Annotated in this window: 26 protein-coding genes and 4 tRNA genes; 18 read left to right on the forward strand and 12 right to left on the reverse strand. The window is 62.5% G+C overall.

Annotated elements, in window-relative coordinates:
* Nucleotides 1-253: 253 nt before the first annotated feature.
* From cdhC to ACJRW5_RS04085, 6 genes are read left to right on the forward strand one after another with little or no spacing between them, the layout of a single operon-like run.
* Nucleotides 254-1132 carry a 3-dehydrocarnitine:acetyl-CoA trimethylamine transferase CdhC gene (gene cdhC, locus ACJRW5_RS04060; RefSeq protein WP_484569252.1) on the forward strand — a complete coding sequence of 293 codons (879 nt, stop codon included), beginning with the start codon at nucleotides 254-256 and terminating at the stop codon, nucleotides 1130-1132.
* 46 nt (nucleotides 1133-1178) lie between these two features.
* Nucleotides 1179-2138: an L-carnitine dehydrogenase gene (locus ACJRW5_RS04065; RefSeq protein WP_484569570.1), complete on the forward strand. Its 960-nt coding sequence runs from the start codon at nucleotides 1179-1181 to the stop codon at nucleotides 2136-2138.
* Between the two features lie 10 nt (nucleotides 2139-2148).
* Nucleotides 2149-2631 carry a thioesterase family protein gene (locus ACJRW5_RS04070; protein ID WP_484569253.1) on the forward strand — a complete coding sequence of 161 codons (483 nt, stop codon included), beginning with the start codon at nucleotides 2149-2151 and terminating at the stop codon, nucleotides 2629-2631.
* Between the two features lie 36 nt (nucleotides 2632-2667).
* On the forward strand, nucleotides 2668-3870 hold the full coding sequence (locus tag ACJRW5_RS04075; protein WP_484569254.1) for a gamma-butyrobetaine dioxygenase: 1203 nt from the start codon (nucleotides 2668-2670) through the stop codon (nucleotides 3868-3870).
* 35 nt (nucleotides 3871-3905) lie between these two features.
* Nucleotides 3906-5027 carry a TauD/TfdA family dioxygenase gene (locus ACJRW5_RS04080; protein WP_484569255.1) on the forward strand — a complete coding sequence of 374 codons (1122 nt, stop codon included), beginning with the start codon at nucleotides 3906-3908 and terminating at the stop codon, nucleotides 5025-5027.
* A gap of 2 nt (nucleotides 5028-5029) precedes the next feature.
* Complete coding sequence (locus ACJRW5_RS04085) at nucleotides 5030-5614, forward strand: HD domain-containing protein (protein WP_484569256.1); 585 nt, start codon at nucleotides 5030-5032, stop codon at nucleotides 5612-5614.
* Between the two features lie 84 nt (nucleotides 5615-5698).
* On the opposite strand, the gene ACJRW5_RS04090 is transcribed toward ACJRW5_RS04085, so the two are convergent.
* The 5 genes from ACJRW5_RS04090 to ACJRW5_RS04110 all read right to left on the reverse strand — a co-directional run bounded on the left by ACJRW5_RS04090 (nucleotide 5699) and on the right by ACJRW5_RS04110 (nucleotide 6748).
* Complete coding sequence (locus ACJRW5_RS04090) at nucleotides 5699-6157, reverse strand: DUF2255 family protein (RefSeq protein ID WP_484569257.1); 459 nt, start codon at nucleotides 6155-6157, stop codon at nucleotides 5699-5701.
* A gap of 214 nt (nucleotides 6158-6371) precedes the next feature.
* Nucleotides 6372-6447: transfer RNA gene (locus tag ACJRW5_RS04095), tRNA-Gly, on the reverse strand.
* A gap of 13 nt (nucleotides 6448-6460) precedes the next feature.
* A tRNA-Glu gene (locus tag ACJRW5_RS04100) sits at nucleotides 6461-6536 on the reverse strand.
* A gap of 45 nt (nucleotides 6537-6581) precedes the next feature.
* Nucleotides 6582-6657: transfer RNA gene (locus ACJRW5_RS04105), tRNA-Gly, on the reverse strand.
* Between the two features lie 15 nt (nucleotides 6658-6672).
* Nucleotides 6673-6748: transfer RNA gene (locus ACJRW5_RS04110), tRNA-Glu, on the reverse strand.
* A 222-nt stretch (nucleotides 6749-6970) separates the two neighbouring features.
* Here ACJRW5_RS04110 and ACJRW5_RS04115 point away from each other — a divergent pair.
* Both ACJRW5_RS04115 and ACJRW5_RS04120 read left to right on the forward strand, forming a co-directional pair.
* The gene (locus ACJRW5_RS04115) at nucleotides 6971-7738 is read left to right on the forward strand and encodes a hypothetical protein (RefSeq protein ID WP_484569258.1); all 768 of its coding nucleotides are present in this window, start codon (nucleotides 6971-6973) and stop codon (nucleotides 7736-7738) included.
* A 51-nt stretch (nucleotides 7739-7789) separates the two neighbouring features.
* A complete protein-coding gene (locus ACJRW5_RS04120) occupies nucleotides 7790-8452 on the forward strand; it encodes a glutathione S-transferase family protein (RefSeq protein WP_484569259.1) in 663 nt (220 codons plus the stop codon).
* A gap of 154 nt (nucleotides 8453-8606) precedes the next feature.
* Here ACJRW5_RS04120 and ACJRW5_RS04125 read toward each other — a convergent pair whose 3' ends face one another.
* A complete protein-coding gene (locus ACJRW5_RS04125) occupies nucleotides 8607-9089 on the reverse strand; it encodes a GAF domain-containing protein (RefSeq protein ID WP_484569260.1) in 483 nt (160 codons plus the stop codon).
* Nucleotides 9086-9976 carry an ATP-binding protein gene (locus tag ACJRW5_RS04130; RefSeq protein WP_484569261.1) on the reverse strand — a complete coding sequence of 297 codons (891 nt, stop codon included), beginning with the start codon at nucleotides 9974-9976 and terminating at the stop codon, nucleotides 9086-9088. Before ACJRW5_RS04130 ends, ACJRW5_RS04125 begins: the two co-directional genes overlap by 4 nt.
* A gap of 68 nt (nucleotides 9977-10044) precedes the next feature.
* On the opposite strand from ACJRW5_RS04130, the gene ACJRW5_RS04135 reads away from it, so the two are divergent.
* Nucleotides 10045-12399 carry a response regulator gene (locus ACJRW5_RS04135; protein WP_484569262.1) on the forward strand — a complete coding sequence of 785 codons (2355 nt, stop codon included), beginning with the start codon at nucleotides 10045-10047 and terminating at the stop codon, nucleotides 12397-12399.
* Here the strand turns inward: ACJRW5_RS04135 and ACJRW5_RS04140 are convergent.
* The 3 genes from ACJRW5_RS04140 to pdxB form a co-directional block, all read right to left on the reverse strand.
* Entirely contained in the window at nucleotides 12389-12847 is a 459-nt protein-coding gene (locus tag ACJRW5_RS04140; protein WP_484569263.1) for a MarR family winged helix-turn-helix transcriptional regulator, read from the reverse strand. The genes ACJRW5_RS04135 and ACJRW5_RS04140 overlap by 11 nt on opposite strands.
* Entirely contained in the window at nucleotides 12844-13329 is a 486-nt protein-coding gene (locus ACJRW5_RS04145; protein ID WP_484569264.1) for a glutathione peroxidase, read from the reverse strand. The genes ACJRW5_RS04140 and ACJRW5_RS04145 overlap by 4 nt, the downstream gene beginning before the upstream one ends.
* Before the next feature lie 162 nt (nucleotides 13330-13491).
* On the reverse strand, nucleotides 13492-14622 hold the full coding sequence (gene pdxB, locus ACJRW5_RS04150; RefSeq protein ID WP_484569265.1) for a 4-phosphoerythronate dehydrogenase PdxB: 1131 nt from the start codon (nucleotides 14620-14622) through the stop codon (nucleotides 13492-13494).
* A gap of 150 nt (nucleotides 14623-14772) precedes the next feature.
* Between pdxB and ACJRW5_RS04155 the strand changes: the two genes are divergently transcribed.
* Together ACJRW5_RS04155 and ACJRW5_RS04160 are read left to right on the forward strand one after the other, a co-directional pair.
* Complete coding sequence (locus ACJRW5_RS04155) at nucleotides 14773-16146, forward strand: MATE family efflux transporter (RefSeq protein WP_484569266.1); 1374 nt, start codon at nucleotides 14773-14775, stop codon at nucleotides 16144-16146.
* A 45-nt stretch (nucleotides 16147-16191) separates the two neighbouring features.
* A complete protein-coding gene (locus ACJRW5_RS04160) occupies nucleotides 16192-17265 on the forward strand; it encodes a DUF3080 domain-containing protein (protein WP_484569267.1) in 1074 nt (357 codons plus the stop codon).
* 91 nt (nucleotides 17266-17356) lie between these two features.
* Here the strand turns inward: ACJRW5_RS04160 and tusA are convergent, their stop codons facing one another.
* Entirely contained in the window at nucleotides 17357-17608 is a 252-nt protein-coding gene (gene tusA / locus ACJRW5_RS04165) for a sulfurtransferase TusA (protein ID WP_484569268.1), read from the reverse strand.
* A 214-nt stretch (nucleotides 17609-17822) separates the two neighbouring features.
* Nucleotides 17823-18878 (reverse strand): 23S rRNA (cytidine(2498)-2'-O)-methyltransferase RlmM, encoded by a 1056-nt coding sequence (gene rlmM / locus ACJRW5_RS04170; RefSeq protein ID WP_484569269.1) that lies wholly within the window; start codon nucleotides 18876-18878, stop codon nucleotides 17823-17825.
* Nucleotides 18879-19123: 245 nt separating this feature from the next.
* Between rlmM and acnA the strand changes: the two genes are divergently transcribed.
* The 7 genes from acnA to ACJRW5_RS04205 all read left to right on the forward strand — a co-directional run bounded on the left by acnA (nucleotide 19124) and on the right by ACJRW5_RS04205 (nucleotide 26632).
* Nucleotides 19124-21865 carry an aconitate hydratase AcnA gene (acnA, locus tag ACJRW5_RS04175; protein ID WP_484569270.1) on the forward strand — a complete coding sequence of 914 codons (2742 nt, stop codon included), beginning with the start codon at nucleotides 19124-19126 and terminating at the stop codon, nucleotides 21863-21865.
* Between the two features lie 181 nt (nucleotides 21866-22046).
* Complete coding sequence (locus tag ACJRW5_RS04180) at nucleotides 22047-23612, forward strand: methyl-accepting chemotaxis protein (RefSeq protein ID WP_484569271.1); 1566 nt, start codon at nucleotides 22047-22049, stop codon at nucleotides 23610-23612.
* A gap of 294 nt (nucleotides 23613-23906) precedes the next feature.
* Nucleotides 23907-24695, forward strand: coding sequence for a potassium channel family protein (locus ACJRW5_RS04185; RefSeq protein ID WP_484569272.1), 789 nt, complete (start codon nucleotides 23907-23909; stop codon nucleotides 24693-24695).
* Between the two features lie 338 nt (nucleotides 24696-25033).
* Nucleotides 25034-25270 carry a helix-hairpin-helix domain-containing protein gene (locus ACJRW5_RS04190; RefSeq protein WP_484569273.1) on the forward strand — a complete coding sequence of 79 codons (237 nt, stop codon included), beginning with the start codon at nucleotides 25034-25036 and terminating at the stop codon, nucleotides 25268-25270.
* 32 nt (nucleotides 25271-25302) lie between these two features.
* Nucleotides 25303-25665, forward strand: coding sequence for a VOC family protein (locus tag ACJRW5_RS04195; protein WP_484569274.1), 363 nt, complete (start codon nucleotides 25303-25305; stop codon nucleotides 25663-25665).
* Between the two features lie 77 nt (nucleotides 25666-25742).
* Nucleotides 25743-26285, forward strand: coding sequence for a DinB family protein (locus ACJRW5_RS04200; protein WP_484569571.1), 543 nt, complete (start codon nucleotides 25743-25745; stop codon nucleotides 26283-26285).
* Nucleotides 26282-26632: a hypothetical protein gene (locus tag ACJRW5_RS04205; protein ID WP_484569275.1), complete on the forward strand. Its 351-nt coding sequence runs from the start codon at nucleotides 26282-26284 to the stop codon at nucleotides 26630-26632. The genes ACJRW5_RS04200 and ACJRW5_RS04205 overlap by 4 nt, the downstream gene beginning before the upstream one ends.
* Nucleotides 26633-26646 lie beyond the last annotated feature (14 nt).

The following is a 26646-nucleotide window of genomic DNA, read 5'->3' on the forward strand; positions in this document are numbered from 1 at the left end:
GCAGCTTCTGAATATTCAAAAAACATTAGCGATATTCAGCTGATGATCTGAGCCAATGCGTCAGAAAATTCAGAAAGGCCAGAACCTGAGTGAAAGCAACGCAATAAAAATCAAGCAAACCACGCAATAAATAAATCCTAAAAAGACCAAAGACCGAACAACTAAAAACAGATAAAGATAAAACTTTTTCTGCGCACGACATTGCGCCTTAAAAACAGTAAACCTTGCGAATAGAACACCTGGAGTTAATACCGTGAATAGACATGTGATCGTGACCTGCGCATTGACCGGTGCCGGCGATACCGTAGGCAAACACCCGGCGATTCCGGTAACCCCGCAGCAGATTGCCGAGGCCGCCATCGAGGCCGCCAACGCCGGTGCCAGCATCGTTCACTGCCATGTGCGTGATCCCGAAACCGGCAAGCCGAGCCGCGACCCGGCGCTGTACCGCGAACTGATGCAGCGCATCCGCGACAGCGGCGTGGACATCGTGGTCAACCTCACCGGCGGCATGGGCGGTGACCTGGAGATCGGCCAGGGCGAAACGCCGATGAACTTCGGCAGCTCAACCGACCTGGTCGGCCCGCTGGAGCGCCTGGTGCACGTCGACGAACTGCGCCCGGATATCTGCACCCTCGACTGCGGCACCCTCAACTTCGGCGACGGCGACACCATCTATGTGGCCACCCCGCCGCAACTGCGCGCCGGCGCCAAGCGCATCACCGAGCTGGGAGTGAAGGCCGAGCTGGAAATCTTCGACACCGGTCACCTGTGGTTCGCCAAGCAGATGCTCGCCGAGGGCCTGCTGGTCGACCCGATGTTCCAGCTGTGCCTGGGCATCCCGTGGGGCGCGCCGGCCGACACCTCGACCATGAAGGCGATGGTCGACAACCTGCCCGCTGGCTGCCAGTGGTCGGCCTTCGGCATCGGCCGCATGCAGATGCCGATGGCGGCGCAATCGATGCTGCTCGGTGGCCATGTGCGGGTTGGCCTGGAAGACAACATCTGGCTCGACAAGGGCGTTTACGCCAGCAACGGCAGCCTGGTCGAGCGGGTCGTCAGCCTGGTGCACAACATGGGCGCCACGGTGCAGACCCCGGCCGAAGCACGCAAGACCCTCAACCTGATCTGACCCCCATCGCCGTGTTGTGGCAGCCCGCAGCGGGCTGCCCGGAGAGATAGCCATGCGTACTCAAGTGAAAACGGTTGCCCTGATCGGCGCGGGTGTCATCGGCTGCGGCTGGGCCGCACGCTTCCTCGCCAACGGCCTGCAGGTGCGCGTCTGGGACCCGTCCGCCGACGCCGAAAGCGCCATGCATGCCCGCCTGCAGACCGCCTGGGAAGTACTCGACGGCTGCGGCGTGAGCCTGCAGCAGGCACTGGCCAACCTGAGCTTCTGCAGCACCGTTGAAGCCTGCGTGACCGACGTCGACCTGGTGCAGGAAAGCGCGCCGGAAAACCTCGCCCTGAAGATCGAACTGCATGCGCAGATCAGCGCGGCCGCGCCAGCCGACGCGCTGATCGCCTCGTCCACCTCGGGCCTGCTGCCCAGCGACTTCTACGTCAACGCCCGGCACCCCGAACGCTGCCTGGTGGTGCACCCGTTCAACCCGGTGTACCTGCTGCCGCTGGTGGAAATCGTCGGCGGCAAGGACACCAGCAGCGAAACCCTCGACGCCGCGACCGAGCTGTTCCGCAGCCTGGGCATGAAGCCGCTGCGGGTGCGCCAGGAGGTGCCGGGATTTATCGCCGACCGGCTGATGGAGTCGATGTGGCGCGAGGCCCTGCACATGATCAACGACGGCGTCGCCACGCCGAGCGAAATCGATGACGCGGTGCGCTTCGGCTGCGGCCTGCGCTGGGCCTTCATGGGCTCCTTCCTGACCTTCTCGCTGGCCGGCGGCAATCAGGGCATGCGCCACTTCATGCAGCAGTTCGGCCCGGCGCTGAAGCTGCCCTGGACCTACCTGGAAGCGCCGGAGCTGACCGACACCCTGCTCGACCGCATCGTCGAAGGCTCCGAACCGCTGCTCGGCGGCCACAGCATCGCCGCCATGGAACGCTACCGCGACGACTGCCTGCAGGCCCTGCAGAGCACCATCGCCACGGTCAAGGCCCGCCACGGCATCAACGATTAAGGAAACCGCCATGCAACAAGCTGACGACATCCTCTGGAGCGGGCCGATCATCGCCGAGTGGACCGATTACAACGGCCACCTGCGCGACGCCTTCTACCTCTACCTGTTCAGCCTCGCCGGCGACAACCTGATGGCGCGCATCGGCCTCGACGAAGCCGGCCGCGCCAGCAGCGGCCACTCGATGTTCACCCTCGAATGCCACCTGCTGTACCTGCAGGAAGTGAAGCTGGGGCAGATCGTCGAGGTGCGCTTCCAGCTGATCGAGGCCGACGCCAAGCGTCTGCACCTGGCCTTCACCCTCAACGTGCAGGGTGATGAAACTGTCTGCGCAGCCGCCGAGCAGATGTGGCTGAACGTGGCCATGGCCGGACCGAAATCGGCGCCCTTCGCCGCCTCGGTCGCCCCGCACATCGACACCATCGCCCAGGCCCACCGCCTGCGCCCACGCCCCGAGTTCATCGGCCGCACCATCGGCCTGCCCTCTTCCCGTTAATCACCACCGAATCGGCCCACCCCGGCGGAGACCCTCATGAGCGCAATCCCCAAAGCCAGCAGTGAAGAACAGTTTGCCTCCGACTGGAGAAGCTTCAGCACCGACCACCTGTTGCTCAGCGCCCAGGCGCAGCAAGACGCCGTCGCCGTGCGCTGGAGCGATGACCTCGACAGCCTCTACCACTACCAGTGGCTGCGCGATAACTGCCAGTGCGCGCAATGCGTGCACCCGGTCACCCGCGAGCAGGTGTTCGAGATCGTCGACGTGCCGGAAGACCTCAAGCCGCAGCAGGTGCAGCTGACCCAGAACAACGATCTGGCCGTCACCTGGGAAGACGGCCACCAGAGCCTGTACGGCGCCGGCTGGCTGCGCAGCCACAGCTATGACGCCGCCTCGCGGGCCGAGCGCCAGGCCGAACAGCGCACCGTGCAGACCTGGATGGCCGACCTGCCGATCCCCACCTTCGACTTCAAGGCGGTGATGAGCGAGGACAAGGCCCTGCTGCAATGGCTGCTGGCCGCCCGCGATGTCGGCCTGTCGCGCCTGGTCAACATGCCCACCGGCGAAGAGATCATGGAGCAGGTGGCCCATCGCATCTCCTTTATCCGCGAGAGCAACTTCGGCGTGGTGTTCGAGGTGCGCACCAAGGTCGAGGCGGTCAACACCAACGCCTACACCTCGCTGGAGCTGCCGCACCACACCGACCTGCCGACCCGCGAACTGCAACCGGGGCTGCAGTTCCTGCACTGCCTGGTCAACGACGCCACCGGCGGCGAGAGCACCTTCGTCGACGGCTTCGCCATCGCCCAGCGCCTGCGCGATCAGTACCCGGAAGACTTCCGCCTGCTCACTCAGACCCCGGTCAGCTTCCGCAACAAGGCGCCGCAGAGCGACTACCGCAGCCTGGCACCGATCATCGGCCTGGATGCCCGCGGCGAAATCAGCGAAATCCGCCTGGCCAACTGGCTGCGCGCGCCCTTCGATGTGCAAAGCAGCGACATGGCCGCCTTCTACCGCGCCTACCGCCGCTTCAGCAGCCTGACCCGCGACCCGGCCTTCATCGTCAGCCAGCGCCTCAACGCCGGCGAAATGTGGTGCTTCGACAACCGCCGCACCATGCACGCGCGCCAGGCCTTCGACCAGACCAGCGGCCTGCGTCACCTGCGCGGCTGCTACATGGACCGCGACGAGCTGCTGTCGCGCATCCTCGTGCTGCAGCGCAACAGCGACAACCTGTAACCGGCCTCGTCATTCCACCGCATCGAGATACCACCATGAGCAACTACTCCATCGCGCAAGACCCGGCAACCGGTGGCCTGACCTTCCTCTCCCCCGACGCTCAGATCGAGCTGCCGGCCCTCTGGCTGCGCGAGCGCAGCCCGGACCCGACGCAGCTGGAGGCCATGACCCAGCAGCGCCTGTTCGACTCCCACGGCATCGACCCGCTGATCAGCGTCAGCGCCCTGGAGCCGGTGGGCGAAAGCCAGGCCTGGCTGACCTTCAGCGACGCGCACCGCGCTCTGTATGACTTCGATATCCTCAGCCAGGATATCTTCGGCCGCTCGCCCTTCCCCGAGGCGCAGGCCTGGGACAGCAGCCTGGACATGAACCGGGTGCGCGTCGACTGGCTGCAGATGGAGCAGCCGCAGGCCTTCCGCGCCGCGCTCGAGGCCTACCTGACCTACGGTTTCATCGTGCTCTACAACGTGCCTTGCGAGGCAGAAAGCGTGCTCGAAGTCGGGCGCAAGTTCGGCTACATCAAGGAGACCAACTTCGGTCGTTACTTCGAGGTCTACTCGCGCCCGGACGGCAACGATCTGGCCTACCGCTCGGTGTTCCTCGGCCCGCATACCGACAACCCCTACCGCGACCCGGTGCCGGGCATCCAGCTGCTGCACTGCCTGATCAACGAAACCTCGGGCGGCCTGTCGACCCTGGTCGACAGCGTCAGCGTGGTCAACCAGCTCGCCGCGGAAGACCCGCAGGGCTACCGCCAGCTGTGCGACATCGCCGTGCAGTACCGCTTCGTCGACAAGGGCACCGAGCTGATCACCCAGCGCCCGGTGATCAACACCGACGCCAGCGGCCGCACCCTCGGCGTGCACTACAGCCCGCGCCTGGACGGCCTGCCGCTGCTGCCCGCCGAGGCCCTGCGCCACTACCACAAGGCCCGCCAGCGCCTCGGCCAGCTGTTCAGCGACCCCGAGTACGAACTGCGTTTTCGCCTCGAAGCCGGCGAGCTGATGCTGTTCGACAACAGCCGTGTGCTGCACGGCCGCACCGCCTACGACCCCAGCGAAGGGCATCGTCACCTGCAGGGCTGCTACATCGATCTCGATGGCCCGCGTGAACGCTTCGCCAGCACCCTCAAAGCATTGGCCAACTCCGAGGCATAAGCATGCAAACCGTGAACTTCACCGAAATGAAAGCCGGCACCGCCGAGGAGTACCACTTCCTCGAGCGCCTCGAACAGGACTACAACACCGGCCTGGTCGACCGCCTGCTCAAGGCCCTGGAAGACTCGGCCAACACCCTCAGCGGCTACAAGCTCAACCGCCTCGAACACTCGCTGCAATCGGCCGCCCGCGCCGAGGCCGACGGTGCCGACGAGGACATGATCGTCGGCGCCCTGCTGCACGACCTCGGCGACAGCCTGGCGCCCTACAACCACTCGCAGTACGCGGCGAGCATCATCCGCCCCTACGTGCGCAGCGAAGTGACCTGGGTGGTGCACCACCACGGCCTGTTCCAGAACTACTACTACATCCACCACTACGGCGGTGACCGCTACGAGCGCGAGCGCTACAAGGATCACCCGTTCTATCAGAGCTGCGTGGACTTCTGCGAGCGCTGGGATCAGGCCTCCTTCGACCCGGACTATCCCACCCCGCCGCTGAGCCACTTCGAGCCGATGCTGCGCCGCGTGTTCGCCCGCACACCGTTCGATCCCGAGGTGATCGGTACCGAATATCGACTGGACTGAAGGGTGAAACTGCAGGTCAGGGATGCGTGCCTAACGCACTGCTGACCTGCAGCAGGCCAGCAGTGCGATTACGGAGCGGCGGGATCATTGCGGGGTGATGCGTACGGTTGCAGCCCGTGTTCTGTCACTGATCATCGGCGCCAGGTAGCGGCTGTCGGGGTATTTGTTGCGGTAGGCCTGATCGATCTGGTCATTCAGGGCCGGGTCGGCCGCAGCAAAGTTGACTTCATAGGTCTGCCCCGCCGCCTTGATACGCCCGGCCTTCTCGCGGATGGCGGCCTGGTACCAGCTTGAGCGCGTACCGCTATAGGCCCGCACATAAAGGTTGCCATCAACCTGCACGCACCAGATCCAGGTCGGCGTGCCGTAGGTGGTGCTGTCTTCACGCAGTGGCAAAACGTGCAGATCATCGGCCTTGATGATGCGATCAAGCTCAGCCTGCGACCAGCCCTTGCCGGCCTCCTCGCTCGCCTGTGCCGGAGTCATCGCCGCAAGGCCGCTGAGGGCAGCGGCGAGAGCAACTTCCTTGATGCGCTTGGTCATGTGCAGTTCATCCTTATTCAGATATATGAGAGATGCAGATGGCCTATCTGACCAGATAGCTGCAGGGCTGTTCTGTCCAGCGGCTGAACCAAGGCTGCTTAGCCCACCCAACGGCCCCGGACAACTCGATAGCAGATCCGGCTGACTAAAGGAATGAATGACAAAACGCGCACAAACAAAAACGCCGCTCGATTGAGCGGCGTTTTTGTTTATTTGGAGCGGGAAACGAGACTCGAACTCGCGACCCCGACCTTGGCAAGGTCGTGCTCTACCAACTGAGCTATTCCCGCAGTACAACTAAAATGGCGTCCCCTAGGGGACTCGAACCCCTGTTACCGCCGTGAAAGGGCGGTGTCCTAGGCCACTAGACGAAGGGGACCTTGGAACTTTTTGTGAAACCCTGCAGAAGCAGGCCTTCTAAAACTGGAGCGGGAAACGAGACTCGAACTCGCGACCCCGACCTTGGCAAGGTCGTGCTCTACCAACTGAGCTATTCCCGCATATACAACTTAAAGTGGCGTCCCCTAGGGGACTCGAACCCCTGTTACCGCCGTGAAAGGGCGGTGTCCTAGGCCACTAGACGAAGGGGACATACCCCGGAACATCAAGCAACTTTCCGGCTTCCTTCGCTCTGTTTCTGGCATTGCGCTGGAAGTGGCGCGCATTCTATGGAGCCTTTCGAGAGTCGTCAACCTCTCTCTAAAAAATTTTTAAAATCAAAGACTTCAGGCCATAAATTGACATGACACTAGGAGCCATGCGGCTAAGCCACTACACTCGGTCGAAAAGTCGATTCTCGAGAGGTCCCAAGCAGTGTCCGCACTCGTGATTACCCTGCTGATCGTCGGCGGCATCGCCCTGCTGATGGTGATCGCCTATATCAACCACGCCGTCGAGAACAGCAAGCTGGAGAAAGCACGCCAGCGCGCCGACCTGCTCGACCGCATCCGCCGCTGCCAGGATCTGTCCGAGCGCCTGCCCGGCCAATTGATGACGCCCCAGTTGAAGCTGCTGCTCAGCCAGTTGCAGCTGCAGGCCAGCGAACGCCTTCTGCCATTGGATAAACAGAACGCCACGCTTCAGAGCGACATCGAAACCCTGAAATCCCAGATCGCCCAGGGCGAAGCCATTGCAGTGAAGAATCCGCCGCAGGCTATCGCCAACGAGGCCAAGGCCAAGGATACGCGCTTCCTGTTGGAGAACCTCCACGCGCTGATCACTAGCTCGGTACAGGCCGGCATGCTCAGCGCCGCCGAAGGCAAACAATGGCTCAAGCAGATCCGCCAGATGCTGGTGCAGGTGCATATCGAGTTCTTCAGCACCCTGGGGCAGGCGGCCCTGCAGCAGAAGCAGCCCGGCCAGGCACGCCTGGCCTTCGAGCGCGGCGCGCAGTACCTGCGCAAGCAACCGGAACCGGCGCAGTACCAGGCGCAGCTCAAACGCTTCGAAGAACAACTGGCGCGCGCCAATGCCATGGTGCTCAACAACAATGCACCCAGCGCAGAAGAACCCAGCGAGTTGACCGAGGGTCTGAAGAACCTGGAAGACGACGACTGGAAGAAGAAGAATATCTACGACTGAGCCTTCTCGCCTCCGCCCAGTCGAGTCCATTGACTGCCGATAGGAGTTGCAATGAGCCTGACCGTCTACGGGGCCCCGCTGTCCCCCTTCGTCCGCAAGCTTTGCCTGTGCCTGATCGAGAAGGGCCTGGAATACGACCTGGAAGTGGTGATGCCCTTCGGCCAGCCCGACTGGTACCACGAGCTCAATCCGCTAGGGCGCATTCCCGCCTTTCGTGACGGCGACCTCAAGCTGGCCGACTCCAGCGTCATCTGCCAGTACCTGGAAGAGCGCTACCCCGAGCGCACACCCCTCTACGGTAGCGATGCCGAGCAGCGCGCCAAGGTGCGCTGGCTGGAGAAATACGCCGATTACGAGCTGGCGCAGCTGTGCACCTTCACCGTCTTCCGCAACCGCGTGCTGAAGGCCACCATGGGCCAGCCTTGCGATGAAGATAAGGTAAAGCAGGCAGTACAGGACAAGCTGCCCAAGCATTTCGATTACTTCGAGGCAACACTGGACGACGCGCCCTACTTCCTCGGCGAGCAACTTTCCATGGCCGACTTGGCACTGGCCAGCCAGCTGCTCAATATGGAGCACGGTGGAGAGACACTGGATATCGGCCGCTGGCCGAAGCTGGTGGCGCACTACCAACGGATCAAGGCCAGCGCTTCCGTACAGCAGCTACTGCCGCGCGAACTGCGCACGCTGGAGAAGATCGGCGCCAAGCGCTGAGCCCGCAGGCTCGATTTTTTCGTAGGGTGCGCCATGCGCACCGCTCTGAAATCAGCTTAGGCAATGCCTCATACCAACGGTGCGCGCGGCGCACCCTACCGGATCGTATCCAAAGCGCCGCATCGCCACAGGCAGCGTCACGCCAAAAGCGTACTCAGCAGTCGCTGGCGGCCAGGAGGATCGCTGCCAGTGCCTCGATGCCGGACTGATCCGCTTCGCTGAAGCGCCCTACGCTCGGACTATCGAGATCCAGCACGCCAATCAGACGTCCGTCCTTGACCAGCGGCACCACCAGCTCGCTGTTCGATGCACTGTCGCAGGCGATGTGCCCGGCAAAGGCATGCACGTCTTCGACGCGCTGAGTCTGCAGGCTCGCAGCCGCCGCGCCACAAACACCCCGGCCGAACGCGATACGCACACACGCCACCTTGCCCTGGAACGGCCCCAGCACCAACTCGCCATCCTTGACCAGATAGAATCCGGCCCAGTTGAGGTCCGCCAGCTCGTGAAAGAGGAAGGCGGAAAATTGCGCGGCATTGGCGATGAAGTCCCGCTCACCGCTGAGCAGAGCCTGCAGCTGTGCCGTCAGCAACGGGTAACCGTCGAGGCCGGAGCCGGCTTGCGACAGTTCGATCATGCCTGTTGCTCCAGCAGTTGCAGCCCAACCCAGTGGCGGGCGAACTGATAGGCGCAACGGCCGTTGCGGTTGCCGCGCCCCAGCGCCCAGCGGATGGCCGCCTTCTCCAGCGCTTCGTCCCAGCTCCAGTTCAGCCCCACCTGACGTGCCTGCACATCAACCCAATGCCGCACGACGATCAGGAAGTGCTCCTGACTGAAGGGGTAGAACGACAGCCACAGACCAAAACGGTCCGACAGGGCGATCTTGTCCTCGACGGCTTCGTTGGGGTGCAGCTCGCCATCGACCATCTTCCAGTTCTCATTGTCGCTCTGGCGCTCGGGCACCAGGTGGCGGCGGTTGGAAGTGGCGTACAGCAGAACATTGTCCGGCGCCTGTTCCAGCGAGCCGTCGAGCACGCTCTTGAGCACCCGGTAATCGCCCTCACCCGCCTCGAACGACAGGTCGTCGCAGAACAGCACGAAGCGCTCTGTCTGCCCCGCCAGCAACTCCACCACGCGCGGTAGATCGGCCAGGTGATCGCGCTCGATCTCGATCAGGCGCAGACCGGCCGCAGCGTGCTCGGCCAGCAAGGCGCGCACCAGCGACGATTTACCCGTGCCGCGTGCGCCCCACAGCAATGCATGGTTGGCCGGCAGCCCATTGACGAACTGACGCGTGTTGCGTGCCAGTTGCTCGCGCTGTGCGTCCACACCCAGCAGATCGCTCAGCGACAAGTCGAGACTGACATCCAGCGGCTGCAGGTAACCACTGCGGCCATCGCGCACCCAGCGCGCGGCCACGCAGCGGCTCCAGTCCAGGTCCGGACGCAGGGCAGGCAACATCGGTTCAAGGCGCTCCAGCACCTGCTCGGCGCGGGCAAGAAAATCCAGCAATCGGGAATCCACGATTCGACTACTCCTTTTGCGCAGGACCGCACGTTGCAGGCCCTGCCGGTACGGCGTCTGTATCGGCTATGCTTGGCAGGCGCCAAGGATCAGAGACTACGCACACATTCATGGATATTTCGCTCACCAATCGCCTGTCGTTCAAACAGGCCGGCCTGACCGTCCTGGTGGCGTTTATCCTCGGCACGCTGCTCAGCGTCACCCAGGTGGCGGTCGATTATGCCAGCGAAGACGCCTCCATCAACCGGGAGATTCGTGCGCTGCTGGAAATCAGCCACAATCCGGCGGCGCGCATCGCCTACAACATCGACGCCGAGCTGGCCCAGGAGCTGGTGCTCGGCCTGCTGCGCTCACCGGCCGTGACCCGCGCCGAGTTGATCGACAACAGCGGCCTGGTGCTGGCGAGCGTCAGCCGACCGCGCAGCGAAAGCCGCTATCGGGTTTTCAGCGACAGCCTGTTTGGCGCCAAACGGGAATTCCAGGACCCGCTGTTCGTTTCCCATGCGCCGCATGAAGCGCTGGGCTACCTGAGCCTGGAGGTCGACACCTACGCCTTTGGCAGCCACTTTCTGCGCCGTTCGCTGCTGACCCTGCTCACCGGCTTCGCCCGCAGCCTGCTGCTGTCGCTGATCCTGCTGGTGCTGTTCTATTTCATGTTGACCAAACCGCTGACCGGCGTGATCCGCGCCCTCAGCGAACGCAACCCCCAGGACCCGCAGCATCGCCCAGTTCCCTGCCCTGAGGGCCACGAGCGCGATGAGATCGGCACGCTGGTCGAAGTCACCAATCGCCAGCTGTCGAGCATCGCGCAAGAAATCGAACAACGACGCAACGCCGAGGATCGCCTGACCCAGTACTTGGGCGAACTGGAAAACATCGTTTCGGCGCGCACTGCAGAGCTCAAGGCCACCAATGCCCGCCTCAGCCAGTCCAACAGTGAGCTGGAGGTCGCGCGCACCACGGCGCTGAATATGGCGCAAGCGCGCTCGGCCTTCCTCGCCAATATGAGTCATGAGATTCGCACACCGCTCAATGGCCTGCTCGGCATGCTCGCCCTGGCGTTGGACGGCCCGCTCAGTACCGAACAACGCCAGCAGCTGGGCATCGCCCATGACTCCGGCAAGGTGCTGGTGGACCTGCTCAACGACATCCTCGACCTGTCCAAATTCGAAGCCGGCCAACTGGAGCTGGAGAGCATTCCATTCGACATTGGCGCGCTGGCCGAAGAAACCGCCAGCCTGCTGTCGCAGAACGCGGCAAACGCCGTGGAACTGACCTGCCTGATCGATCCGCAGCTGCCGGCACAGGTGCTGGGCGACCCGACTCGAGTACGGCAGATCGTCAGCAACCTGCTGTCCAACGCACTCAAGTTCACCCGCTTCGGCCGCGTCGACCTGGCCGTGACGCGCAGCGTCGAAGGCATCTGCATTCGTCTACGCGATACCGGCATCGGCATTGCGGAGGATGCTCAGGCGCGTATCTTCCAGCCATTCGCTCAGGCCGAAGTGGGCATTACCCGTGAGTACGGTGGCACTGGTCTCGGCCTGGCGCTGACCCGACGCCTCTGCGAGGCCATGCATGGCAAGCTGAGCCTGGAGTCACAAGAGGGATTCGGCAGCGAGTTCCGCGCCGATCTGCCACTGGCAACCCATACCCCAGCAGCCGCCCACCCGGCGCTGCAGGGCGACATCGTGGCGCTGACCTCCGCCAATAGCGGCCTGCAGCAAATGCTCAGCCAGTGGCTGCCAGCTTGGGGCTTGAGCTTCCGGCGCCTGGATACCGATGCCAGCCTGCTGGGTGTCGAGGCTGACCTGTTGATCAGCGATTGCCCGGAGTGCCTACTTGGCATTCGCCCAGCGATCAAGACGCCGGTACTCCTGGTAACGGCCTACGGCAACTTCCTGCCTCAGGATCAGGCTCAGCGTCTCGTGCCGTTGCAACAGATCGCCCGCCCCCTGTCGCGCAACGGCTTGCTGCAGATGCTGCGACACATCCTGCAGAGCGATAACGACGACGCACAGATCGGCGCGCAGAGTTCTCCATCCAGAACCAGCTCGGCGCGCGTGCTGCTGGTCGAAGACAACCCGGTCAACCAGATGGTGGCCAAAGGCATGTTGAGCAAGCTCGGCTACCAGGTCCTGATCGCCAGCCACGGCGCCGAAGCACTGGAAGTGCTGGAGCAGGAAGACATCGACCTGGTCCTGATGGACTGCAACATGCCCGTGATGGATGGCTACGAAGCCAGCCGGCGCATTCGCAGTAACGGTCGCTGGCCGGATCTGCCGATCGTCGCCCTGACCGCCAACGCGCTGTCCGACGAGCGCGAGCGCTGCCGCGCTGCCGGTATGAACGACTATCTGGCCAAGCCTTTTCAGCGAGAAGAGCTGGCCTCCATGCTCAACACCTGGCTGCTCAGCCGTTGAGCCTGGTCAGCAGACGGTCCAGGCTACGGCGTAGGCCTTCCATCTCGAGCAAGTCTTCGTCAGCGAACTGACACAGCAGTTGCGCCTTCAATGGCAGCACCCTGGCCTGCAAGGTTTGCCCTGCCTCGCTCAGCGCCAGATGCACCTCGCGCTCATCCGCCGCGCCGCGCCGCCGCTGCACCAGGCCCATCTGTTCCAGCCGCTTGAGTAGCGGCGTCAGGGTGCCGGAATCCAACTGCAGACGCTGCCCGAGCGCCTTGAGCGTCGGCTGTTCTGGCGCGCGGGCCTGCCACTCCCACAGCACCAGCATCACCAGATACTGCGGGTAGGTCAGCCCCAACGCGTCGAGCATCGGCTTGTAGGCGCGGATAACCGCACGCGACGCCGCGTACAACTTGAAGCACAGCTGGTTGTCCAGCTGCAGCCCAGCGGTGTCGAATGGACTCATTTCAGCAGCGCTTCGATCTCGCTACCCAGCTCTTCCGGCTTGGTGGTCGGGGCGAAACGTTTGACCACCTGGCCGTTCTGGCCGATCAGGAACTTGGTGAAATTCCACTTGATGCCCTGGCTACCGAGCAAGCCCGGCGCACGCTTCTTCAACTGCACGAAAAGCGGGTGCGCATCTGCACCATTGACGTCGATCTTCTTGAACAGCGGGAAGCTGACACCGAAATTGAGCTCGCAGAACTCGGAGATCGCGCCTTCGTCACCCGGCTCCTGCTTGCCGAACTGGTTGCAGGGAAAACCAAGCACCACCAGGCCTTTGTCCCTGTATTGCTGCCAGATGTTTTCCAGCCCCTTGTACTGCGGGGTGAAGCCACATTTGCTGGCGGTATTGACCACCAGCACGGCCTTGCCCCCGAAGTCGGCCAGGGTCTTCTGCTCGCCCTTGATGGTGGTGACCGGAATATCGAAAAGCGCGTTGCTCATGGGAGTCATCCTGAGTGGGTGAAGATGCCGAACAAAATAGCGAGCAATTAAATTGCATGCAATTTAATTGGCGAAAGATAAGGCGCATGGATAATGCCTTATCGCATCGCGGGGCCGACTAGGCTTTGCGCACCGCATACCGGCCGGTGCGCACGGCGCACCCTACGTGGTGGTGGCGCCCAAGGCTCGCACCAACTCGACCAGTTGCGGTGCCTCACCCTGCATGCGCACACGCAGGCCATCGATCTCACGGCGCACCGGATAGTGCTTGCGCAGGCGGTCGAATGCCGTGCGGCGCGCGGTGTCGTCGCCCATGAGGCTGCGGCGGAAATCGGCATCGTCACGCCGCGGGTCGTATACCGCCCGGCACAGGCTCGCCAGCACCCAGCTCGGATCGGCGCTGGCATCGATGCACATCTCACCCAACCAGGGCGCTGGTAACAGATCGTCCAGGCGCACCTGCTCGGGCACGCCGAGAACGTGGCAACAAGCCTGGTAGATCTGTGCCGTACCGCGCAGCTTGCCGTCCAGGCTGTAACCGGCGATATGCGGCGTAGCCAGTTGGCATAGCGCAGCCAGCTCGACATCCGCCTGCGGCTCCCCCTCCCAGACATCCAGCACCACCTTCAGGTCGGGTCGCTGTGGCAGCAACATGCGCAAGGCCTGGTTGTCCACCACCGCACCGCGGCTGGCGTTGATCAGCCAGGCCCCGCGCCCCAATGCCGCCAGACGCTGAGCGCCGAACAGATGCCGGGTCGAAGCGTCCAGCGGCGTGTGCAGACTGATCACATCGCATTCATCGACAATCTGCTCCAGGCTGACGAAGTCGCCACCCTCGGCCGCCTGGCGCGGCGGATCGCAAACCCGCACCTGCCAGCCCAAACCACGCAGCACCTCGACCAGACGTCCGCCGACCTGTCCCGCGCCAACCACACCGTAAACCCGTGTTGCGGGGTCGACACCCTCGCGCTCGGCCAGGGTCAAGATGCTCCCCAGCACATAATCGACCACGCCACGGGCATTGCAGCCCGGCGCGCTACTCCAGGCGATGCCGGCTTCAGCGAAGTAGTCGAGGTCCAGGTGATCGGTGCCGATGGTGCAGGTGCCAACGAAACGGACCTTGCTGCCTTCAAGCAGCCCACGGTTGACCTGGGTCACCGAGCGCACCAGCAGCAGGTCGGCATCGCGCACATCGGAGGCGCTGATGCCGCGCCCTGGCAGACGGCGGATGCTGCCGAAGCCGGCAAAGAACTCATCGATCAGGGGGATGTTTTCGTCAGCGACAATCAGCATGGCAAGCTCCAATGGGCAGGCACTCATTCTATGCCAGCACGCCCGCCAGCGTCGCCCTGCAGGCCGTCCAACGAGAGCTCCAGATCGCACTTCCTGACCAACACGTCAGGGCGTAAACTACGCGGTTTCCTGCCTGCCCGAAAAACCGACATGTCCGCCGACACCCGCCTTGGTCGCGTGCGCAAGGAATTGCGCAACCTGCTCGTTCTCGCCACCCCCATCATCATCGCCCAGCTGGCGCATACCGCCATGGGCTTCGTCGATACACTGATGGCCGGACGTGTCAGCCCGCAGGACCTGGCTGCCGTGGCGCTGGGCAACTCGATCTGGGTGCCGGTATTCCTGCTGATGACCGGTATCCTGCTGGCCACCACGCCCAAGGTGGCGCAACGCTTCGGCGCGGGCGAGCACGCGGCCATCGGCCCGCTGGTACGTCAGGCGCTGTGGCTGGCGCTGGCCGTAGGCGGCGGGGCGGCGGCGCTGCTGTGGAATGCCGAGTTCATCCTGCAGCGGATGAATGTCGAGCCAGCCTTGATTGCTCCGGCCATGGGCTACCTGCGTGCAGTGGCCTGCGGTTTCCCGGCAGTGGCGCTGTATCACGTGCTGCGCTGCTTCAGTGATGGTCTGGGCCATACCCGGCCAAGCATGGTGCTGGGCATTCTCGGCCTGCTGCTGAACATCCCCGCCAACTACGTATTCATCTACGGCAAGTTCGGCCTGCCGGCCATGGGCGGCGTCGGCTGTGGCTGGGCGACCGCACTGGTAATGGGCTTCATGCTGATCGGCATGCTGATCTGGGTGAAGTGGGCGCCCTACTACCGCTCCAGCGCACTGTTCGCTCATTTCGAGTGGCCGCAATGGACGGTGATCCGCCGGCTGCTGAGCATCGGTGTGCCGATCGGCGTGGCGGTGTTCGCCGAATCGAGCATCTTCGCCGTGATCGCCCTGTTGATCGGCGGCCTGGGCGCTACCGTGGTCGCCGGACACCAGATCGCCCTGAACTTCAGCGCCATGGTGTTCATGATTCCCTACTCGCTGGCCATGGCTTCCACCGTGCGCGTTGGCCAGGCGCTCGGGCGCGGGCAACCACGCGAGGCACGTTTCGCTGCCGGGGTTAGTATGGGCGCCGCACTGGGCTACGCCTGCCTGTCGGCCAGCCTGATGCTGTTGCTGCGCGAGCAGATCGCGCAGATCTATACCCCGGACACAGCAGTAATCGCGGTGGCCTCTACTCTGATCGTCTACTCCGCGCTGTTCCAGTTCTCCGATGCCATCCAGGTCACCGCCGCCGGCGCCCTGCGCGGCTATCAGGACACACGCATTACCATGCTGCTGACGCTGTTCGCCTACTGGGGCATCGGCCTGCCGGTGGGCTACGCGCTGGGCCTGTCCGACTGGCTCGGCGAACCCAGCGGCCCCAGCGGTCTGTGGCAGGGCCTGGTGGTGGGCCTGACCTGCGCAGCGGTGATGCTCGCCATCCGCCTGGCGCGTAGCGCGCGCCGGCGCATACGTCGCGCACACTGAGCACGGTTGATTGGATGGCTGGACTATCGGCTCTAGACTGAGCGCATGATTCGACTCGTCTTGCTCCTGTGCATCGCCATGCTTGCCGGTTGTAAACCGGCCAATGACGGTCTGGCCCTGCAGAACGACTACCTCCAACGCCTGCAGCGCTCGCTGGATGGCGAGAACTTCGAGCCCTTCGACAGCCGCACGCTCAGCCGGTATCGCCTGCCTGCGCGGCGCCAGCGACTGCTGGAGATTCCCGACCTGCGCATCGGCCTGCTCGATCTGGTGATCGACGCGCGGCGCTGCCCGCGTTTGCAACAACTGATCAGCCAGCGCAACAGCAGCCTGGGCAAGCAACTGATGCCCAGCCAGCGCCTGAGTTATGAAGGTGACCTGCTGCGCGCCATCGATGACTGCCTGCCGCACCTGGCCGATGGCGCCAGCCTGAAAAGCACGCTGCAACGCCTGGCCGAAGAAAAACGCCAGCAACTGCCCGCCGTGTTCTGGAATGCCCTCAACGGCAGCGCCGAGTTCGAGCACTATCTGCGCTTTGCCGACCAGGCACTGCCGCTCGATAGTTCGGAAGACAACGCTGCGCTCGACGCTCTGCAGCGGCTGGCAAGCATCGGCGCGGCTCTGCCCGAAAGCCTGCCACCAGGCAGCGAATCCCTGGACCCACTGTTCTTTGCCCTCTACGCCAGCGAGCAAGGCGGCCAGTTGATCACCAGCCTGGCCAGCTTGCGCCACACCCTCGACACCGGCAGTGAACTGCTGGAACAGCGCCAGCGGGTGCGACCGCTGTGCCCGATGGGTCAAGCCACGCCGCGCGGGCGCATCCTGCAGAATATCTTCATCAAGTTCTACGCCGGTGGCCTGCAACCCTACCTGGCGCTGGTCGACCAGCGTGGTCAGCAGTGGCAGGCGGCGCTGCTACATCTGCAGAGCATCGAAAGCATTCCGCCAGCCACCCGCACCCACCTGCAGCAACTGGCAGGCGAGCGGGACTCTTTATGGCAAGGTTTCCGCGTCGCCACCGAGCGCCACATCAAGGCCTGGCAGAGTTTGCTCAACAGTTGCGGTCTAGCGCCGGGGCAAGCGGGATGGAATAGCGCGGAGAACGATGAAGACCCGTAGGGTACGCCGCGCGCACCTATAACCATGGGCAAACACAGATCAAGGCACAGCACTGGTGCGCAAGGCGCACCCTACATGCGGCAAGCGCTGCCTAATCTGCCTTCTTGCGAATCCAGTAAAGATAAGTACCGTCTTCCTCAGCCTGGCCAAGCAGCTCATGGCCGAGAAATACGCAGAACTTGGGGATATCACGGCGGGTCGAGGGATCGGTGGCGATCACCTTGAGCAGGCCGCCCGGAGCCAGATCGCGCACCTTGTTGTGCAGCATCATCACCGGCTCGGGGCAATTCAGGCCGCTGGCGTCGAGCAGCTCATCGTGATTGAGGGTCAGGGCTTCGGACATAGGGGGCTCCACAGGCAGGCGCGCATTGTCGCGCAAAGCCCCCGCCAGGTCACCCTGCGCGCACAACCTTGGATGGGCGGCGCGTAGCCGCCAACTGCGGCAAAGTGCCTGCGCTCTGGCGTGTCATGGATGGCACGCACGCCGGCTTCGGGAGGAACCTGAAGCGATGCGGGAGCCCGGGCCGGGCCTAAGAGCCTGAGCCCGGTTTACACCCTCACTTGCCGTGGCGACGCAGATGACAGGTCACTTCCTCGCGGTCGTGATAGAGCTGCTTGCAACCGATACTGACCTTCAAACCACGCTCCGCCAGCCCCGCCTGGATACGATCGAGCAAACGGCGCACCTCGGCGTAGCGTTGCTTCATCGGCAGCTTGAGGTTGACCACCGCCTCGCGGCACAGCCCCTCACCCAACCAGGTCTCGATCATCGCTGCCGTACGTGCCGGCTTCTCGACGATATCGCAGACCATCCAGTGCACCGGGTGGCGCGGGCGGAAGGTGAAACCGTCGGCACGCTGATGAACCACGAAACCGGAATACATCAGGCTTTCGGCCATCGGCCCGTTGTCCACCGCGGTGACACGAATTTCCCGGTTGACCAGTTGCCAGGTCCAGCCGCCGGGCGCAGCGCCCAGATCCACCGCGGTCATGCCCGGTGCCAGACGCTGATCCCACTGCTCGCGCGGAATGAAGTGGTGCCAGGCCTCTTCCAGCTTGAGCGTGGAGCGGCTCGGCGCTTCGCGAGGGAATTTCAGCCGTGGAATGCCCATCGGCCACATCGCCAGGTTGTCCGCCTCGGCGATGCCGGCGAACACCTCGCGGCCACTCTTGAAGGTCAGCAGCAGACGCGGCTTTCTGGCGTCGTCCACCAGTTTGCCGGCCTTGAGCAGTGCCTTGCGCAGTGGCGCCTCGAACTTCTTGCAGAACGTCGAGACTTCCTTGCCTTCGTTGGTATCCAATACTTCCAGCCACAGGCTGCCGCACACCGGATAGTCGGCCAACGCGTCCAGCAGCACGCTGATGCGCTCGCTTTCCGGCAGATCGACGAACGCCCCACGCGCCCACTGCCGCGGAAAGATCAGCTGATTGAAACGTACGCTGCGCATCAGGCGTTCGCAGTCCGCCGCGTCATTGCAGACGAACTCGGCGCAAGCGCTGCCAGGCTTGGCCTTGGAATAGCCGGGCACATCCAGACGTGCCGCCAGGTCGGTGATTTCGGCGCAAACCTCTCCCTCGAAACCGGGGCGGCAATGCAGAAACAGGGTATTCATCAAAGCGTCTCCTTGGGCCGCGCATGATACCTGAGGTGGGAACCTCAGGCCTGCAAACCTGTCCAGCTACTGTGTAGCCCTGCTGTGTGAGCTGGCGACAACCTGCCGTCACGCTGACCGCGAGGCACAGAGAAACACCACGCACATTCAAGGATAAGGCTCGCAAGACTCGACAAGCAGGACTAGCTTGAAAGTCTGCCGCCATCAGACATAGCCCGAACCGTGCGGGCCTAAGGAGCAGTGCAATGCCCTCCCTCGATAGCCTGAATTGCCGCCGCGAACTGAAAGTCGGCGACACCACCTACCACTATTTCAGCCTGCCCGAGGCCGCCCAGCGCCTCGGCAACATCGACCGTCTGCCCAAATCGCTCAAGGTGCTGCTGGAAAACCTGCTGCGCAACGAAGACGGCCAGACAGTGCTGCCTGAAGACCTGCAGGCCATGGCCGACTGGCTCGACAAGCACGCCTCCGACCGCGAGATCCAGTACCGCCCGGCGCGCGTGCTGATGCAGGATTTCACCGGCGTGCCGGCGGTGGTCGACCTGGCCGCCATGCGCGACGCCATGGCCCAGGCCGGCGGCGACCCGCAGCGGATCAACCCGCTGTCGCCAGTGGATCTGGTCATCGACCACTCGGTGATGGTCGATCGCTACGCTTCCTCCAGTGCCTTCGCCGACAACGTCGAGCTGGAAATGCAGCGCAACGGCGAGCGCTACGCCTTCCTGCGCTGGGGCCAGCACGCCTTCGCCAACTTCAGCGTGGTGCCGCCGGGCACCGGCATCTGCCACCAGGTCAACCTCGAATACCTGGCCCGTACCGTGTGGAGCAAGGAAGAAGACGGCGCCACCCTCGCCTACCCCGATACCCTGGTCGGCACCGACTCGCACACCACCATGATCAACGGCCTCGGCGTGCTTGGCTGGGGCGTCGGCGGCATCGAGGCGGAAGCGGCCATGCTCGGCCAGCCGGTGTCGATGCTGATCCCTGAAGTCATCGGCTTCAAACTCAGCGGCAAGCTGAAAGAAGGCATCACCGCCACCGACCTGGTGCTCACCGTCACCCAGATGCTGCGCAAGAAGGGTGTGGTGGGCAAATTCGTCGAGTTCTATGGCGACGGCCTGGCCGACCTGCCGTTGGCTGATCGCGCCACCATTGCCAACATGGCGCCGGAATATGGCGCCACCTGCGGCTTCTTCCCGGTGGACGAGATCACCCTCGGTTACCTGCGCCTTTCCGGGCGCCCCGACGCCACCGTGCAGTTGGTCGAGGCCTACAGCAAGGCTCAGGGTCTGTGGCGCGAGGCGGGCGCAGAGCCGCTGTTCACCGACAGTCTGAGCCTGGACATGGGCAGCGTCGAAGCCAGCCTGGCTGGGCCCAAACGCCCGCAGGACCGCGTTTCGCTAGGCCAGGTCAGCCAGGCCTTCGACGACTTCGTCGGCCTGCAACTCAAGCCGAGCGCCAAGGAAGAAGGCCGCATGCTCAGTGAAGGCGGTGGCGGTACCGCTGTCGGTGGCGACAAACAAAGCGGTGAAATCGACTACGAAGATGAAGGCCATACCCATCGCCTGAAAGATGGCGCCGTGGTGATCGCCGCCATCACCTCCTGCACCAACACCTCTAACCCCAGCGTGATGATGGCCGCCGGCCTGCTGGCCAAGAAGGCCGTGGAAAAAGGCCTGCAGCGCCAGCCCTGGGTGAAGAGCTCCCTGGCGCCTGGCTCCAAGGTGGTCACCGAATACTTCGACGCCGCCGGCCTGACGCCCTATCTGGAGAAACTCGGCTTCGACCTGGTGGGTTATGGCTGCACCACTTGCATCGGCAACTCCGGCCCGCTGCGTGAGCCTATCGAGAAAGCCATCACCCAGGCCGACCTGACCGTGGCCTCGGTGCTCTCCGGCAACCGCAACTTCGAGGGCCGCGTGCATCCGCTGGTGAAAACCAACTGGCTGGCCTCGCCACCCCTGGTGGTCGCCTACGCCCTGGCCGGCAGCGTGCGCCTGGACCTGGCCCGTGATCCGCTCGGTACCGGCAAGGATGGCCAAGCGGTGTACCTCAAGGACATCTGGCCGACGCAGAGTGAGATCGCCCAGGCCATTGCCCAGGTCGATACCGCCATGTTCCGCAAGGAGTACGCCGAAGTCTTCGCCGGTGACGAAAAGTGGCAGGCCATCGATGTACCCAAGGCCGACACCTATGCCTGGCAGAACGATTCCACCTACATCCAGCACCCGCCCTTCTTCGAGAACATCGCTGGCGACCCGCCACGCATCACCGACATCCGCCAGGCGCGTATTCTCGCCCTGCTCGGCGACTCGGTGACCACCGACCATATCTCCCCAGCAGGCAACATCAAGGCCGACAGCCCGGCAGGCCGCTACCTGCGCGACAACGGCGTGGACAAGGCCGACTTCAACTCCTACGGCTCGCGCCGTGGCAACCACGAAGTGATGATGCGCGGCACCTTCGCCAATATCCGCATCCGCAACGAGATGCTCGGCGGCGAGGAAGGCGGCAACACCCTGCACATTCCCAGCGGCGAGAAGCTGGCAATCTACGACGCCGCCATGCGCTATCAGGCCGAAGGCACGCCGCTGCTGATCATCGCCGGCAAGGAATACGGCACCGGTTCCAGCCGCGACTGGGCGGCCAAGGGCACCAACCTGCTGGGGGTCAAGGCGGTGATCGCCGAGAGCTTCGAGCGTATCCACCGCTCCAACCTAGTGGGCATGGGCGTACTGCCGCTGCAATTCAAACCCGGCACTGACCGCAACAGCCTGAAACTGACGGGCAAGGAAGTGCTGGCCATCGAAGGCCTGGAAGGCGTGGAACTGCGCCCGCACATGCCGCTGACCCTCATCATCAGCCGTGAGGACGGCACGTCAGAGCGCGTCGAAGTGCTATGCCGCATCGACACACTCAATGAAGTCGAATACTTCAAGGCCGGCGGTATCCTGCACTACGTGCTGCGCCAGATGATCGCCAACTGATCCATCCGCCTGCCGCTTCTCGCGGCAGGCACTCCCTTGTTCGTCGTGCCACGGATGGCCGATGACGTGACAAAAATGTGACGTCATTCAAAAAGCGTTTACACTCGCCAAAAACGGATTCAGCCCTCAACTTCGCCGCCCGGCGGCCGATGAAGGGGCATTACAACGACGGATACTTGCCATGCGTAACAATCAGCCGGTCACTCAGCGTGAGCGTACCTTTCCTGCACAGCAACGCCTGATATCCACCACCGACCTCAAAGGGCAGATCACCTACTGCAACGACGCCTTCGTCGAGATCAGTGGCTTCACCCGCGAAGAGCTGCTGCGCGCGCCGCATAACCTCGTACGTCACCCTGACGTCCCTCCCGCCGTGTTCGAACACATGTGGACCACCCTGAAAAGCGGTCGACCGTGGATGGGTATCGTCAAGAACCGCTGCAAGAACGGTGATCACTACTGGGTCAACGCCTACGTCACCCCGATGACCGAGAACAGTCAGGTGGTCGGCTACGAATCCGTCCGCGTCAAACCGACCGCCGAACAGGTCCGCCGCGCCGAAGCGCTGTATGCCCGTATCAATGCCGGCAAATCGGCCGTCCCGTCCAGCAACCACTGGCTGCCTACTCTTCAGGCGTGGATGCCCTTCATCCTAGTCAGCCAGATCGGCTTCCTGATCGGTCATTGGATCGGCAGCAGCTGGGGCTTCCTTCTCGCCGCCCTGCTCTCCGTGCCACTGGGCCTGGCCGGCATTGCCTGGCAGACCCGCGGCATCAAGCGCCTGCTGAAACTGGCCGAGCAAACCACCTCCGATCCATTGATCGCGCAGATGTACACCGACAGCCGCGGCGCCGAAGCGCGTCTGGAAATGGCCATGCTCAGCCAGGGCGCTCGACTGAAAACCTGCCTCACCCGCCTGCAGGACACCGCCGAGCAGTTGACCCAGCAGGCGCGTGAAGCCGACAAGCTGGCGCACAACAGCTCCGATGGTCTCGAGCGCCAGCGCCAGGAGACCGAACAGGTCGCCACCGCCGTCAACGAAATGGCCGCCACCACACTGGAGGTTGCCAGCAACGTCGCTCGAACAGCTATCGCCACTCAGGAAGCCAACCGCCTGACCAGCGAAGGCCGCGCCATCGCCGCAGAAACCCGCGAAGCCATCCAGCGCCTGTCGCAGTCGGTGGGTGACACCGGCGAAACCGTTACCCGCCTGGCCCAGGACAGCAACGAGATTGGCGGCGTGGTCGACGTGATCAAAGGCATCGCCGACCAAACCAACCTGCTCGCCCTCAACGCCGCCATCGAAGCCGCCCGTGCCGGCGAGATGGGCCGTGGCTTCGCCGTGGTCGCCGACGAAGTGCGGTCACTGGCACAACGCACAGCTGAATCCACCGAACAGATCCACGGCCTGATCGCCAAGCTGCAACGCACCGCCGACGAAGCGGTCATGACCATGGAAGTTGGCCGCAAGCAGGCCGACGAAGGTGTCGAGCGCGTGCTGCAGGCCGATCAGGCGCTGTCCGGCATCAGTGACTCGGTCGCCAATATCGCTGACATGGCCAACCAGATCGCCGCAGCGGCAGAAGAACAGAGTGCCGTCGCCGACGAGATCAACCAGAACATCACCACCATCGCCCAACTGGCCGACCAGACCGCTGGCGAAGCGCAAAGCACCGCCAAGCTCAGTGAAGCCCTGACCAGCACCGCACAGGGCCAATACGCCCTGGTCGAACGCTTCAACCGCTGACCTCGCCCCGGCGCAGTGGCTCAGCCGCTGCGCCTCTCTCCTCCCGTCCGCTTTTTGTAGGAACGAGCTTGCTCGTGATCTCCCTACGTCCTTCCCAACCATCCCCCGCTTCCGCGTAATTGCCACTTGCCAGCAGTTATCCGACATGGTGTATAAACTCCCAAACACCCCATCGCCTCGCTACCTCCCGCGAGCTAGAGAAGGATCTTGAAAATGACCAGGAAGGTTATCCACCAAAATCGCCCGCAGGTTATGCACCATTTGGTGTCTATTTATAGTTAGGAACCATTGCAATTGCCAAAAATAAAAACACTACTAGAGCTTAAGCCGAAATGTTATGCATATGCATATATTTTCCTTACCGCTGCGTATGCAGCATTGTTTTACATTGCAAACACTGCATTAGGTCTGCCGGACGGCTGGCAGAACAGTATCTACTTAAGCATTGTGACCATCACAACTCTTGGCTTTGGTGACATCACCCCATCCACAGAGCTTGGAAAGCTTGTGGTCTCATCAGAGCCATTTTTCGGCGTGATACTTCTTGGCTTATTTCTTAATGCGTTGTCTCACGCACGTAGTTCTGAAATTATAAAGAGTGAAAAAGAAGCGGCCGCACAAAGAAAAGAAGAATTAAGAAAAGCACTAGAAATGCACTCATGCTTGCTACTAGATGTATTCAAGTCCGGCAATCCATTTGCTTGGGATAAACACGCGAAATTTAGCGCCCCCATGGATGATTTAGAGCCGTTCGCAAGGGATACATATGCATCGATTGATCAGAAAAATTGCAAGATAAATAAGCTGCAAATAAAAATGCTACTGGAAACAGTCGACCAGAACTACGACACCCTCCTAAGCTTAATGCCTGTAGCAGTGGAAATATCAAGTGACTTTGTTCTTGAGTGGAGCTCTTTCTTGAGCAACACCAGGAATCTGAAACAACAATATGAGCAAGCACAAGCAACTGCATCGAAAACCGGAGAAATCACATGGCCTGGCCTCGATGATATCTCCCTACAGGTGAAAGAGCTTATTCAAAGCTGCCTTTTTATTAGTCGGCGTAGTAAAGCCCCTGACTAGTGGTATATGGACTCACCCCACAAGTAGTGAGCAATAGCTTTTCGAACCTGTCGTCAGCGCGGTTGCATTCGTATATCTGGTCTGTTGTGGGCGTTGTGGCCCTGGCCATTCTGTAGTTCGCGCAGTGGGGGCCAAGCGTTCAATCGATCACGAAGGTCAGCATTGTTATCGGCCTTGTTCCGCTGCAGGACTCGCCTGTTCCGACAGTTCGCTCTTCACCACAACCACAAGAAATCCAGCAAGGCCGCGTGTGAGCCGTGGATTAATAACGTGCGTACATAGACATTTCCCTGCTGACTAAAACCCGGCCTCTTAACCAAAGCGCGGTAACAACCACAATGCCCTTCCCACCACATGAACACCAAGCCCTGCTAAACGTTAAAGGCGTAGGCCCGACTGTGGTCCGGCGACTTGAGCAAATTGGCATCAACTCCTTGCAGGAATTGGCCGCAGCCAGCGTCGGCGACATCGTCATCGCAGTAGCGGGTCAGTTGGGCTCCACCTGCTGGAAGAACAGCCCGCAAGCACGCGCGGCTATTCAGGCGGCCATCGATCTGGCCAAATCACGTCAGTGATCCCCCGTTTTCTCACTGCCAAGGAACCCGGCATGCCTGCCCACGAGAAGATCAATTACGTCGAATATCCCAGCCGCAATCTGCCGGCCACCAAGGCCTTCTTCCAGGCCGCTTTCGGCTGGCGCTTCACGGATTACGGTCCCGATTACGCCGCCTTCGCCGACGAAGGCCTGGATGGCGGCTTCTTCAGCGCCGAGATGTCTGCGCGCAGCGACACCGGCAGCGCGCTGATCGTGTTCTACAGCGCACGACTGGAAAGCACGCTGGCCAAGGTCGAGGCTGCCGGTGGGGAGATCGTCAAACCGATCTTTTCCTTTCCCGGTGGCAGGCGCTTTCACTTCATCGAGCCGGGTGGCAACGAGTTCGCCGTATGGTCGGAGCCCAGCGCAGAATAATCGCCCGACTGTATCTGCCGGAAAGACTCAACCGACAGCATGCTTGGCAGCTACCTGATGACGACGAGCAGCAAACAATGCAACGCAGCGAACATATCCGCCAGATGGCGCGTTATAACGCCTGGATGAACGAAAGGCTTTATGCCGCAGCCGCCAGCCTGCCCGACGAAGCGCTGACTGCCGAGCGTGGCGCGTTCTTCGGCTCGATCCTGGGTACCCTGAATCACCTGGTGGTGGCCGACCGCATCTGGCTCGGACGCTATACCGCGCACCCGGCGAACTATCGGGCATTGCAGGCAGTCGCTACCTTCCAGAGTCCGGCAGTCCTAGACCAGCCAATGGCGGCGAACCTTCAGCAGCTGACAGTCCTGCGCATGCAGTTGGATAACTGTATCGAGGCACTGGCGTCGGAAATCAGTGAAGAACATTTGGAGCAGACCCTAGTTTATCGCAACACCAAGGGAATCGAGGCAAGAAAGAACTTCTTCGCCCTGCTGATACACCTGTTCAACCACCAGACCCACCATCGCGGCCAGGCCACGACCCTGCTCTCGCAGGCAGGCGTGGATGTCGGGGTAACCGATCTGCTGGCCATCATCGCCGACGCCCCCAGCCCATGATGCGCGCGCTCAAATACTCGCTGACTGCCCTGGGCGCTCTGCTGGCCTGTGTCGTTTTGGCCGTCGCCATCGCGATGCTGGTAACCGTCGCAAGCAGGGATGCAGACGCCACCTACGAACTCCGAGGCCGCTACAAACCCAGCACTGATGGCAAGACCTATCTGGTGATAGAGCATGACAATGGTGGTAGCTGCGGCGAGCTCTCGGTGGACGGTAAGCGCTGGTCAGCGCCCCTTCACGAAGCGGGACAGACAACTCCAGGGGTGCACCGGATCAAGTGTGGCGGCGAGATAGAAATCGAGATCAGGCCCGGCACCATCTACTACTTCGACTATTGGGGCCCTTAGCAACAGGGGCGCCA

The sequence above is a fragment of the Pseudomonas pichavaramensis genome (genome assembly GCF_050473265.1).
GTDB lineage: Bacteria > Pseudomonadota > Gammaproteobacteria > Pseudomonadales > Pseudomonadaceae > Aquipseudomonas.